At 72.5% G+C, this 12,343-nt stretch carries 9 protein-coding genes; 6 read left to right on the top strand and 3 right to left on the bottom strand.

Annotated features, from left to right (window positions below; all coding sequences use genetic code 11):
- Positions 1 to 166 precede the first annotated feature (166 nt).
- From HHX30_RS43250 to prfH, 6 genes are all read left to right on the top strand, one after another.
- Entirely contained in the window at positions 167 to 1,213 is a 1,047-nt protein-coding gene (locus tag HHX30_RS43250; RefSeq protein WP_169982432.1) for a DUF4389 domain-containing protein, read from the top strand.
- A gap of 4 nt (positions 1,214 to 1,217) precedes the next feature.
- Positions 1,218 to 3,089, top strand: a complete 1,872-nt coding sequence (locus tag HHX30_RS14475) for a hypothetical protein (protein ID WP_169982431.1) — start codon at positions 1,218 to 1,220, stop codon at positions 3,087 to 3,089.
- A complete protein-coding gene (locus HHX30_RS14470) occupies positions 3,067 to 3,633 on the top strand; it encodes a hypothetical protein (protein WP_169982430.1) in 567 nt (188 codons plus the stop codon). The genes HHX30_RS14475 and HHX30_RS14470 overlap by 23 nt, the downstream gene beginning before the upstream one ends.
- Positions 3,634 to 3,971: 338 nt before the next feature.
- Positions 3,972 to 4,463 (top strand): hypothetical protein, encoded by a 492-nt coding sequence (locus HHX30_RS14465; RefSeq protein WP_169982429.1) that lies wholly within the window; start codon positions 3,972 to 3,974, stop codon positions 4,461 to 4,463.
- A gap of 405 nt (positions 4,464 to 4,868) precedes the next feature.
- Entirely contained in the window at positions 4,869 to 6,065 is a 1,197-nt protein-coding gene (locus HHX30_RS14460; protein WP_211591995.1) for an RNA ligase RtcB family protein, read from the top strand.
- Positions 6,062 to 7,036 carry a peptide chain release factor H gene (prfH, locus tag HHX30_RS41620; protein ID WP_311922388.1) on the top strand — a complete coding sequence of 325 codons (975 nt, stop codon included), beginning with the start codon at positions 6,062 to 6,064 and terminating at the stop codon, positions 7,034 to 7,036. The genes HHX30_RS14460 and prfH overlap by 4 nt, the downstream gene beginning before the upstream one ends.
- Before the next feature lie 210 nt (positions 7,037 to 7,246).
- On the opposite strand, the gene HHX30_RS14450 is transcribed toward prfH, so the two are convergent.
- Genes HHX30_RS14450 through HHX30_RS14440 form a run of 3 tightly spaced genes read right to left on the bottom strand, consistent with a single transcriptional unit; the run spans position 7,247 to position 12,258 of the window.
- Positions 7,247 to 8,248: a hemerythrin gene (locus HHX30_RS14450; protein WP_169982428.1), complete on the bottom strand. Its 1,002-nt coding sequence runs from the start codon at positions 8,246 to 8,248 to the stop codon at positions 7,247 to 7,249.
- Entirely contained in the window at positions 8,248 to 8,892 is a 645-nt protein-coding gene (locus tag HHX30_RS14445; protein WP_169982427.1) for a hemerythrin domain-containing protein, read from the bottom strand. Before HHX30_RS14445 ends, HHX30_RS14450 begins: the two co-directional genes overlap by 1 nt.
- A gap of 45 nt (positions 8,893 to 8,937) precedes the next feature.
- A complete protein-coding gene (locus HHX30_RS14440; RefSeq protein WP_169982426.1) occupies positions 8,938 to 12,258 on the bottom strand; it encodes a BTAD domain-containing putative transcriptional regulator in 3,321 nt (1,106 codons plus the stop codon).
- Positions 12,259 to 12,343: the final 85 nt, after the last annotated feature.

Here is a 12,343-nt window from a genome sequence, read left to right as displayed (position 1 = left end):
CCTCGCCGGCGTAGGGGCCGTCCGGCGGCGGGTGGCGAAGGTCACCGCCGCCGCACGTCACTCGGCCCGCCACGCCATGCCTTCCGCCCGTGGCCACCGCCGCCGGGCGCGGCGAGGCTGAGGCCAGGGCCGGCTCCCGGTCCGGTCCCGGGATGGAGATGGTCCGATGTCCGCGGCAACCTATCCGGTACGCGTGGACGCCGCGCCGGACCGCCCGCTGTCACGGTGGCTCTGGCTCGTCAAGTGGCTTCTCGCGATCCCCCACTACGTCGTCCTGGCGCTGCTGTGGCCCGCCTTCGCGGTGCTGAGCGTGTACGCGTTCTTCGCGATCCTGATCACCGGGGAGTACCCCCGGCCGGTCTTCGCGTTCAACGTCGGAGTGCTGCGCTGGACCTGGCGCGTGCAGTACTACGCCTACGGGGCGCTGGGCACCGACCGGTACCCGCCGTTCACCCTCGCCGACGTGCCCGGATATCCGGCTCATCTCGAGGTGGCCTACCCGGCGCGGCTGTCGCGCGGTCTCGTGCTGGTCAAGTGGTGGCTGCTCGCACTGCCGCACTACCTGGTGGCGGGCCTGTTCGCGGGCGCGGCGCTAACCCTCCGCACGCCGGCGCCCGTGCCGGACCGGCCGCCCGCAGCATGGACGGGCGGCAGGATCGTCGCGGTCGTGGCAGGGGTCCTCCTCGGCCTGGCCGCCGGGGGCCTCGTCACGGGCGGGGCCGCCGTCATGCGGCTCGACCACGCGCGCGACGCGGCCGGGTACGTGTCCGCCCCGGCGCGGCTCCTGACGACGGACGGCTACGCCCTGGTCGGCGAACAGCTCGACCTGCACGGCGCGGCCACCGCGCGCACCCTGCGCTCGGTCCTGGGCGACGTACGGATCGAGGTGGTGTCCGCACGTGCTGGCACTCCCGTCTTCGCCGGCGTGGCCCCCGCCGCGGCCGGCATCTGGACCGCGCAGGTCTCGGGCGCGGGGCCGCGGACGCTGGCCCTGCCGGTGGCCGAGGGCTCGTGGAGGGTCGTGGTGATGAACGCCGACGGTACCGGCACGGTGCAGGCCACGGCCCGGGCGTCGGCCCGGCTGCCCGGGCTGGGCCGGGTGGCGTCGGCGCTGCTGGCCGCGGGCGGGGCGGCGTTCGCGGCGGCGGTCGTCCTCGTCGCGGTGCCGGTGGCCCGTGCGTCCGCCCGGCGGCCCCGAACACGGCGACCCTGAGGACATGGGTCCCGCACAGGGCGACTGGCTGATCAAGCCGGCTCGCCCGAAGCAGCCGGGGGTGAGGACCATGGCGGCCGAGCCGAACCCTCTTTCCGAGGACCCGGCATTGTTCGACATGTACATGACCGCGCTGGACCGGGTGATGGCGCGGCCGGAGATCAGGAGCGCGCTGGCCGACCTCCGCCTGCCCGGAAGCGCGGTGCGGTCGAGGCTGCTGGTCGGCGCGCACCGGGTGCTGAGCCTCGCGCCGGACGAGTACGCCGCGTACCGGGCCGAGCTGTCCAGACGTACGCACGTCGGCCAGGCAGAGCTCCCCGGTCCGGATCTGCCCGACGAGCTCGACGCGCTCAGGTACGTGAGCCGCAGGATCGCCGGGGCGGGGATAGTCATTATCGCGTTCGGCGCCCTCGCCCGGTGGTGGGACTGGTCGTGGATCGCGCTCTGGGCGGGAGGCACGGCGGTGACGGCGGCCGCCGCGGCGCACCTGCTGTCGAAGCCGCGCATCGGGCTCATCAACGGGCACGAGGTCCTGCGCCGAGGGCCGATTCCCGACTGGAGCTCGTCGCTGACGCTCGCGCGCGACCGTCTGATCGTCGCGGTGAGCCGCGTCGAGCTCCTCGCCCAGGTGCGGACGCTCCTCAACACCATGCGGGAGAACCGCTTCGACCACGCCTTCTCGGTGAGCAGCAGCCCCGGCCTGAGCGAGGTGTACGACAGCGCGTACAACGTGGACACCCACACCATCGACCAGGTCGACGCACTGATCAGGAGCGTCGCGGGGATCAGCCTCGGCATCGCCGGTCCCCGGGGGTCGGGCAAGTCGACGATCGTGCGGCGCTACTGCTCCCCCGGGTCGCCCCCGGCCGCTCCCCGCGAACCTCCGGGCGCGACGGGCGATGACCTGCGGTGCATGGTCTCCGCGCCCGTCGACTACGCGGCGCGCGACTTCGTGCTCCATCTGTTCGCGACGTTCTGCCGGGCCGTCGTCGCCCATTACGCCACTCCCCGGCACGCGGGCCGGGCGGCGTTCCGCAGGCGCGTACGCGGACTCAGGCGCGTCCTGGCCGGGCGGGCCGGAACCGTCGTCCATCACGGTCTCGTCCTGCTCCTCATGCTCGTGGTGGCACAGCCGGTCTCCGTGCTCCTGGGAGTGCCGCCGGCATGGGTCGCCGCATCGGCGGCGGCCCCCGCTCTGTTCGGACTGGTGCGCCAGACGAAACGCTGGAGCGGCCTGCTCACACGGCGGCGCGCGTCCCGGCGCGCCCGGGCGGGCATCGTGGCCGCGGCCCGGCGCAACCTGCTCAGGGTGCGGTTCCTGCAGTCGCGCACCCTCGGGTGGTCGAGTGGGGTCAAACTGGCCGCCGGGTTCGAGGGCCAGGTGACGGGTAGCGTCACCCACGCGGAACAGCCACTCAGCTATCCGGAGGTCGTGGAGCAGTTCCGATCCTTCGCCCACCGGGTCGCCACGTTCGCGCACGCGCGAGGGGAGAACGTGTTCGTCGGGGTGGACGAACTCGACAAGATCGGGTCCGCCGATCAGGCCGAGCAGTTCCTCAAACGAGATCAAGGGCATTTTCGGCGTTCCGCACGTGTACTTCATGATCTCGGTGTCCGACGACGCCCTCATGGCCTTCGAGCGGCGGGGCATCCCGGCGAGGGACGCCTTCGACAGCTCCTTCGACGAGATCGCGCGCGTCGGGCTGCTCGACTACGCGGAGAGTCGCAGGCTCCTGTACCGGCGGGTGATCGGGCTCAGCGAACCGTACGTCGCCTTGTGTCACGTGTTGTCGGGAGGGCTGGCCCGCGACCTGATCCGGTCGGCGCGCCAGTTGGTGCGCATCGGCGCCTCCATGATGGCGGGAGACGCCGGTGAGGAGCCGTCCGAGCTCGTCATGGAGGCCGACCGGTACGTGCTCGCGATGGAGGACGTCGCCGGGCGGGGGACCGCCCTCGCGCCACCCTCGCTCGGCGACCTGTGCTCCGCGCTGGTCCGGGACGAGCTGACCCGCAAGGCCCAGGCGATCGGCCATGCGCTCGGTGTCGCCTGCCCGAGCGGCGGCGGAGATCTCGAGGAGGTCCTCTACGACATCGGTCACGCGGGCGGCGCCGCCAAACCGCCGATGGAGATCGTCGACGCCGTGCTGAAGGGGGAGCCGGGCGAATCCGCGGACGCGGCCCGCCTTCGCCTCGACTTCGCCTCCTACGCCTATTTCTGCTCCGCTCTGCACGACGTGTTCGGAGAGTCACTCGGCCACGACCGCATGCGCGAATGCGCCGGCGGCGGGGAGTGTCCGGGCAGCTTCGACGCGCTCGCGAACGCGCGGCACGCGTTCGTGGTCGACCCACGGATCGCGTGGGCCAGGGTGACCGCCTGCAGACGAGCGTGGCACCTCGAGGTGCGGGAGATCCCTGGCTGACCACGGTGACGGAGTCGCGGATCATGAACCGGCTGCGCGCTCATGGCACGACCGCGCCCGCCGCAGGCGCGACCGCAGCCCGCAGGTGGTGCTGGCCGCGGAGATTGCCAGTGCTGTATTCGAGGCCGGTCTGCCGCCGTACGACAGCGACCGCCAGAGCTCGCTCGGCGGTATGTACCTCGGCCGCGCGTGGCAGGCAGACGGTTACACCGTGCTCTGGGCTCAGCACGACCGGCAAGCCCGCCTTGACGTGCGCGGCTATCAGGTGTTCACCGACGTGCAAAACGTGATGAACAATACGCTCCGCGATCTCCTGCGCGTGCTCGGAGCTCGACGGGGTGGTGCTGCACGGGAAGGTCGTTCCCGCGGGGGACGATCTACCCGCTCCGGACGCTCCCCGCGAGTATCTGACGTCCGAGGCCGCCGCGCTGATCTACGACGGCGTCGCGGAGAACACCCGCACCACCTACCGGCGCGCCTGGACACAGTTCGAGTCCTGGTGCGAGCAGTACGGCTTCAGCCCGCTGCCGTGCGGGGAGCTGACCCTGGCCAACTACGTCGCGTCCATGGTGATTGCGGGCCTGGCCCCGGCGACGATCGACCAGGCCATCGCATGCATTCTCAGCCGGCACGAGCTGGCGCACCAGCCGAAGCCGAACACCAAGGCCGCCCGGCACGCGCTGCGCGGCTACAAGCGGCGGCTCCTGGATGACGGCTGGCGGCAACGGAAGGCTCCGCCGATCCTGCCCGAGCAGCTGCAGGCCATGGTCGCCGCGCTGCCGCGTACCGTGGCCGGCATGCGGGACCAGTTCATGCTGGTGGTCGGCTGATGGATGATGGCCCGCCGCTCCGAGCTCGTCGCGCTCTGAACTCCTCCCGGGACACATCGTCCCAAGCGTTCAGCTGTCCACAAGACCGGGGCAACATCAGCCGAACCCGAAACCTGGTCCGAGCAACCCATCAGCTGAACGCCGCACCATGCAGGAAGCCATGGCGCCCACTGCCGGTACTCCGCAACGAGACCCCGCGGCCACGTACTCACGCAGGCATGCCCTAGCCGCACGGCCATGCAGGCCCGTACGGCCCAAAATCGTTTGCCTGGCATGGCGGGGCTCAGAGAATGTGGTGTCCATGAGGCTCTGACAGACAACACCCCCGCGACTTCAAGATGTCACTGCGCCGACTCGCGCCGTGATGCCGCCCGCTCATGCCCTGTTTCAGCGAAAAGAGCGTCTTTGTCTCACCAACACTCCCCGCAGGAGTTCCTGCCGCCCACTACGGCCATGGGGTCGGCCACCGTCACCGTGTTCGCCTCCCCCACCAGCTGGATCGAATCCGAGGCCCTCGCACAGTGCAACCAGGTGGCCGCCCTCGACGGCATGAAGCACGTCGCCGCCATGCCGGATCTGCACCCCGGCAAGGGCGCCCCAATCGGCGCCGCCATGGCCTCGACCATCTTGTACCCGTTACTGGTGGGCTCCGACATCGGTTGCGGCATCGCCGTGTTCCCCGTCAAGCTCAAGCGCGCCGTACCCGAGAAGCTCGCCGCCCGGTTCCCCGACCTCGATCGCGCGCTGGACCCTGAGCAGGATGCCGACGACCCGGCCTGGGCCGTCGTGAAGGGCGATATCCCCGCCGGTCACCTCGAGGGCCTCGGGACGGTCGGCCGAGGCAACCACTTCGTCGAACTGGCGCGCATCGGGACCGTCTCCGAACCGAACCACGCGAGCCGACTCGGACTCGCCGCCGGCGACCTGGTCCTCATCGTCCACAGCGGCTCCCGCGGCTTGGGCGAACAGATCCTGCGGGCACACACTGAGCTCCACGGCGCGGGCCCCGCCCCTGATCCCGGCGCCTACCTGGCGATGCATGACGACGCCGTACGCTGGGGCTCACTCAACCGACGGCTGCTGGCCGCCCGGGTCGCCCACGCGCTGGGGACCGAGCCCACCGAGCCGATCCTCGACCAGTGCCACAACCTCGTCGAGGTCCACGACGAGATCTACCTGCACCGCAAGGGGGCGGCACCGGGCGACGGCCGCGACGTGCTCATCGCCGGAACGCGAGGCACCCCTTCCTACCTGGTGGCCGGCCACGCCGGGCCGGACGCCAACCATTCCGTGGCGCACGGCGCCGGCCGCAAGATGTCCCGTGCGGACGCCCTGCGCCGGGGCCGTGCCAAGCACACGGTCGAAGAGCTGCGACGCACACCGATGGGGTCGCTGGTGGTGTGCGGCGACCGCCAACTCCTCTTCGAGGAGGCACCAACGGCCTACAAGCGCATCGAGCAAGTCATCGCCGACCTCGTCGACCATGACCTGGCCACGCCCGTGGCCACCACCATCCCTCTGGTCACCTACAAGACGCCCGACCTCGGCTCCACACCCCAGAAGGACCACCGGGACCACCGCCGCAAGCGAGGCCGGCCGTGAGCGTCCACCTGCTCCTGTCAGCCGGACGCGGGCCGCAGGAGTGCACCTGGGCGCTGGCCCAGCTACTGCACCGCCTGGAAGCCGACGCCACCCGGCACAATCTGGAGACCCATCGGGCCCAAACTGTCCCCGGTGACCGGGCCGGCACCTACCGATCGGTCCTCATCCAGATCTCAGGAGACGGCGTCGAGGCATTCGCCGCCTCATGGACCGGAACCCTGTGCTGGCAGGCCCCCAGCCCATACCGGGCCAACACCGGACGGAAAAACTGGTACGTCATCGCCCAACCGTGCCAGGTCGACACCCCACGCACCACCTTCGCCGAAGCAGACGTCGACATCGTCGCCTGCCGCACCGGCGGCCCCGGCGGTCAACATCGCAACAAAGCCAGCACCGCGGTACGGGCCACCCACCGGCCCACCGGTATCGTCGTCGTAGTCGACACCGAGCGGCAATTCAGCCTCAACCGCCGCATTGCCATACGGCTGCTGCGACAGGCCATCGAGCACGGCGACGAGGCGGCAGAGCGCGCCGCCACCACCGACCGCTGGCGCATCCATGATGACCTCGTACGCGGCAACCCCACCCGCATCGAACGTCCGGAACCGTCGAAGCAGGACCTGGCCCCGCAGAAGCAGACGCGCCGACGACGGCGGCAGTCCACTGGACCGCGCCCACCGCCGAAGGAGAATCGCATCCGACAACACACAAGATTTTCGGCGGGTTCCGGGACGCTGGTTCCTCCGGAGACGCGATCAGGTCGCGGCAACCGCCAGCCGTCCAGTAAACGACCTCCCTATCCACCATCGACAACCGAAACACCGCTAAGGCGTACGCGATCATGCTGCGCATCCTTGGCCCGCAAGCTCGGCGTGCAGAACCTGAGCGGTGCGAGCCTGGGGCAGGTACGGGGGATGACCGAGAAGGAAATCCGGGCCGTGGCCATTGTCGATGCTGGAACGCGGTTTTGACGGCGCCCTGGACAAGGTGGCCGCGTGAGTGCCCTTAAGAGCAGCAGGAAGACGCTCAGCCCGCCCAGTGGCGTGCTGACCCCGAGCGGGTACATCGGCCCGAGTGTGCTCGACGTGAAGGGCGGTTCGACGGCGAACGGGGCGACGGTTCAGCTGTGCGCGCTGAAACGAGAACGTCCAGCAGTACTGGCGGCGGGTCCGCGGACGAGGTCACGCGTCTGGGCGGCGGACGCGGGGAACGGCCTGGCCGCGGCGGGCGGCCTCGGCCTCCAGGCGCTTCCTGAGCAGCCTGCCCTGGCCGAGGAACGAGCGCATCCGCTCGCGGCGGTTCCCCGACAGGCTCCAGTCGTCCAGGGCCCGCTCGACCCGCACGCTCAGCCGATCGCCCTCTCCGGTCGCGGTCCCGACGAGCACCACGTTCTCCTGCCACTCCATGGCCGGGCCGTGCCGGTGGAAGGTCAGGCACACCGGCCCTTCGGCCGCCTGGACGCCCGCGGGAAGCCGCAGGTCGAAGCCGGTCTCGGTCCGTACGGCCGAGCGGGTGCGCACCGCCAGCGGCATGTCGTCGGCCACCATGGTCACGACGGGCTCGCCCAGGCGGGCCGCGCGGCCTGCGAAGGGCCGCCAGTCCGCGGGCGGGGCCGATCGGCTCGGCAGCCAGGGGCCCGTCGGGGCGGGATCGGAGGCGGGAACCGCGACGTCTCCGGGGGCCGTCCAGACCTCGGGCGTCCTGGACAGGTCGCCCTCGGGCCACCAGACCATCCTCTCGGGGGTGACCTCCACCCAGATGCGAGCGAAATACCACCCCAGCCGCTTCACCAGGAACCACGGCATCCCGGCGAACCCGGCGCCGGTCTTGGCGAGCGACTCGCGGACGTACCGGTCGGTGTTGGCCTGCAGATCCGCGTCGCGTACGGTCGCCCGGCCCTGCACGAGGACGACGGGCGGCCGGCTGAGCCCGCTGCCCGTGTCCTCCGCGCCGGCGCCGGAGTAGAGCAGCGCGACGCGCGGATCGTGCCGGGCGCGCTCGGCCTTGCCGGGGTAGGTGAGCCCAGTGCTCACGTCGAGCGTGCCGGCCGCGCCGGCGTACGGCGTGACGGGCCAGGTGACGGGCCGGCCTTCGCGGGTGAGCGAGGCGTATTCGCAGACCATGGCGCGGACGAGAATCTCAGCCACCTCGTGCGGCCACGTGGTCGGCGTGGATGCGGTCATCACGACTCCAGGACAGCGTTCGCGGGGATGGTGACGCCGTACAGGCGGGTGAAGCGCCGCCGGTAGGCCGGCCACCAGAACAGGCGGAACATGAGCCGGGCCACGACCGGCAGGTCGGCGTACGACGTCGCGAGCAGATCGGCGTCCGCACTCGAGGCGAGCCAGCCGAAGATGACGGCGACACGGCGGCGCCCGAAGTCGTCCATCGCCCGGCGTTTGTCGGCCTCGACGTCGTCGAGGGTGAGGTGGCGGAGCATGAGCGGCACGGCGGTCCGCTCCTCGTGGTCGAGGTGCTCGTTGACGAGCTCGTGCAGCCGCCGCAGGGTGGGCGCGCGCTCGGCCAGGGGCACCCCGCGATCGGAGGCGGCCGCGATGAGCGGGTCGAGCACGGAGTGCTCCGACTCCAGCTCGGCCAGCACGTCCGCCGCCTCCGGGGCACGGCCGGCGAGCGTGGGCCACAGGCTGGCATCCTCGTGCGAGTGATGGGCGTGCAGCATGTCCAGCACGAGCGCGAGCTGCTCCTCCAGCAGTTCCTCGTGCGCGTCGTCACGCGGGTTCGCGCACGCCTCGGCCAGGCGGCCGAACTCGGCGCGGAAACCGGCGTGCATCATCAGGAAGCCGGTCAGGTGTTCTGGTGTGATCATCAGTCTGTTTCCTCACGTGTCGGAAACAGACTGCGCGCCCCGCCCCTACGCGCACTTGTCGAGGGCTTGCCGGGCCCTTGTCAGCCAGTAGCCGCCGCCCGCCCGCTCCAGCAAGCGCACCGCCTCCCGCAGGTGGGCCCGCGCCCCCTCGCGGTCCCCGAGCGCCAGTAGCGCCTCGCCCATGTGGCCGTCGTACGCGCCGTCGATCGTGGTGCAGGTGCCGCTCACATGCAGCAGCCCGGCGAAGGGACGGAACGCGTCGTAGACCTCCCGCACGATGTCCGTCTCGCCGAGCCGGATCGCCGCGTGCAACCGGCACATGGCGGCCATCGCCCAGTGGTAGTCGCGCGGCGGCAGCGGGGTCTCCCGCAGGAGCCTCCGGGCGCGCCCGTGCTCGCCCCGGTCCGCCAGCGCGTACGCCAGGACGTAGGCGAGGCCGGCCATGCCCGTCCGCTGGAACATCTCCTCGATCCATTCCGCCTCCTCGCCGAAGCGGTCCTCCTGGATGAGCGTCTCGGCCCGCACGGCGAGCATGCCCACCTCGAAGTACGCGAGGTCGGAGAAGGACAGCGTCGCCCTGACGGGCTCGAAGTGGCGAGTCGGGTCCGGCACACCCTGGAACAGGTCGAGACCCACGTGTGCGATCGCCGCCTGCAGCGCCAGCGTGGGGTTGTGCAGGTCGCGCAGCAGCGCGTCGGTCTCCGCCAGCAGCGCGCGGGCCTGCGGCACCCTGCCGTGCTCGACGTGATGGGCGACGAGGTGGAGCTGTGCGATCGCCCTCAGCTGGGACGACAGGTCCGGCTCGGCCAGCAGGCGCCGCGCGGTCGCGGCGAGCTGCTCGACGAAGTCCTGTCCCTGCATGGCGAGCAGCCGCAGGTGGAGCACGCGCCGCAGCAGGGCGGGGTCGCCCAGGCGCTCGGCCGCCGCCACGGCCCGCGACGAGACCGCGTCGACCTCGTCCTCGCGGCCGGTCTGGGCGTGCACGACGGCCCGGACGGCCTGCGCCGTCGCCCACGCGGACGTGTCCGGGGACAGCTCGCGCACGGCCCGGTCCATCGCCTCCCGCAGGGCGGCCACGTCGAGGCCGTAGCGGAACGGCACCCAGACGCCGTGTCCCATCGCGATGTCGGCGGCCCTGACGGCCTTGTCCAGGTCGGCGCCGGCCAGGGCGAGCGCCTGCTCGACCGCCTCGTAGCCCTCGTCGAACCGCCCGGCGGCGTAGCGGCTCTCGGCCAGCCCGACGGCGAGCTCGAACCGCTCGGCCAGGCCGGCCCCGGCCGGCCCGGCCGCCGCCAGCGCCTCCTGCCACGAGGTGGCCGCGTCGTCGGGCGCGTGCCGCCGCAGGGCCGCCCGCGCGGCGCGGGCGGAGTAGTCCATCGCCATGCGGGCGGGCTCCGCGCCCAGCTCCGCCGCCGCGAGCCAGTGCCGCGCGATGACCGCCGCGCGGTCGTCCCTGTCTCCGTGGACGCGGGTGAGGACGCCCGCGACCTGCTCGTGCACGCGCGCCCGCCACAGCCGCGACCGGCGCGACAGCAGCGCGTCGGTCACCAGGGCGTGCGCGAACTCGTACCCGCCCAGCCGGTACGACGACTCCCAGATCAGCCCCGCGCCGAGGGCCGCGTCGAGCGGCGGCAGCAGGTCGCCGACCGTGCCTCCGGCGACCTGGGCCAGGACGCCCGCCTCGAACTCGTCGCCCATCACGGCGGCGAGCTCCAGCACACGTGCCGCCTCCTCCCCCAGGCCCGCCACCCGGTGCAGCACGACGTCCAGCACGCCCTGCGGCAGTTCCTCGCCCGCCCGGGCCAGCTCCGCCAGGAAGAACGGGTTCCCGGCGGTGCGCCCGCGCAGTTCCTCTGCTTTACGGCTGCCCGGGTCGCGGCCGGACAACTCCCGGACGAGCGCGCGGACCTCCTCGGCGGCGAGCCCGTCGAGCCCGAGCCTGCGCGCGCCGAACCGCGACAGCGCCGACAGCGTGCCGGTGAGCGCCGACGCCTCGTGCCGCCGGAAGGTCGCCACCAGCAGCAGGCCCGGCCGGGCGGTGGACGCCACGTGGACCAGCAGCCGCAGCGTCGCGTCGTCGGCCGCGTGGATGTCCTCCAGCACGACGATCACCGGGCCGGCGCCGGCCAGGAACGTGCCGACCGCCTCGAAGAACCGCAGCCGCGCCCCCTGCGCGTCGGACGCCGGGATCGCCTCCAGGCCGCCCGACAGGAACGTGCTCACCTCGCCGGGCAGGGCGACCTCCGGGGCCGCGGCGGCGAGGTCGCGCAGGACCCGCTCCCAGGGCCACAGGGCGGGCGCGGTCTCGTGGTCGGGACTCGACCCCCAGCCGACCGGCACGTCGGCGGTCGCGCGGAACCGCTTCAGCAGGCTCGTCTTGCCGACGCCCGGTTCGCCGTCCACCAGCACGACCTGCCCGGCGGCGGACGACGCCTTCGCCGCCTCGTACAGGAACTCCAGCGCGCTCTGCCTGCCGACGAAGACCGGCTGTTCCGCCGCGGGCTCGGGAGCCCTGCGTGCCGTCGTCTCTTTCGGCGTCCGCTGTTCCGGCGTCCGTGCCGCAGGCCGCCGCGGGGGTGACGGCGTGGCAGGACGCTCCGGTGGGAGCAGCGCGGCGTCCTGGCGCAGCACCGCGCCTTCGAGCTCCCGCAGCCGCGGCCCGGGGTCGATGCCCAGTTCCCCGGCGAGCACCTCCCGCACCCTCCGCAGGCAGCCGAGGGCCGCCGCCTGCCGGCCCGCCCGGTAGTGGGCCAGCACCAGCAGTTCCCAGGCACGCTCCCGCAGGGGGTGTTCGCGGACGAAGGAGTCCAGCCGCGCGACCACGTCCGTGTGGCGGCCCAGCTCCAGCAGGGCCGCGGCCAGCCCCTCCACCGCGTCCAGCCGCACCTGTTCCAGACGGCCGATCTCCGGCTGCGCCCACTCCTCGGACCGCACGTCCGCGTACGGGTCGCCCCGCCACAGGCCGAGCGCCTCGGCGAGGGCGTTCGCCGCCACCTCGTGCCGTCCCCCGGCCAGATGGCCGGTCCCGGCCGACGCGAGCGTCTCGAAGTCCCTCGTGTCGAGGTCGAGCCCGCCGGTCATCAGGCCGTACCCGTCGGCGGCGCTGACCAGGACGGCCGCGGTCGCGCCCGGCCGCCGGTCGGGCTCCAGCCGGCGGCGCAGGTTGGAGACGTAGACCTGCAGGCTCCCCTGGGCGCTGGCCGGCGGGTTGCCTGACCACAGCCGGTCGGCCAGGAGGTCCACGGGGAGCACGCGGTCGGCGTGCATCGCGAGGAGGGCCAGGAGGGCTCGCTGCTTCGGCGGTCCGGCCGGTACGGCCTGCCCGGCCACGACGAGTTCCATGGGCCCGAGGACGTTCAGCCGCACGGGCCAATGCTACGGAGACGCATTCAACCGGTCCAGTTGTCACATTCCCGGAGCCGTCCGACGTTCCCGCACCGTGATCGGGACC

Origin of the sequence: Microbispora sp. H10836, from assembly GCF_012999525.1 — a bacterium.
In the GTDB taxonomy this organism is placed as follows: Bacteria; Actinomycetota; Actinomycetes; order Streptosporangiales; family Streptosporangiaceae; genus Microbispora.
Note: the sequence above shows the minus strand (reverse complement) of the source record. Positions and strands in the feature narration are given on the sequence as shown.

Bases quoted from the DNA above. Each gene is read 5' to 3' on its own strand.
- HHX30_RS43250 (WP_169982432.1), top strand. From the start codon at position 167: ATGTCCGCGGCAACCTATCCGGTACGCGTGGACGCCGCGCCGGACCGC.
- HHX30_RS14470 (WP_169982430.1), top strand. From the start codon at position 3,067: ATGATGGCGGGAGACGCCGGTGAGGAGCCGTCCGAGCTCGTCATGGAG.
- HHX30_RS14445 (WP_169982427.1), bottom strand. From the start codon at position 8,892: ATGATCACACCAGAACACCTGACCGGCTTCCTGATGATGCACGCCGGT.
- HHX30_RS14475 (WP_169982431.1), top strand. From the start codon at position 1,218: ATGGGTCCCGCACAGGGCGACTGGCTGATCAAGCCGGCTCGCCCGAAG.
- HHX30_RS14450 (WP_169982428.1), bottom strand. From the start codon at position 8,248: ATGACCGCATCCACGCCGACCACGTGGCCGCACGAGGTGGCTGAGATT.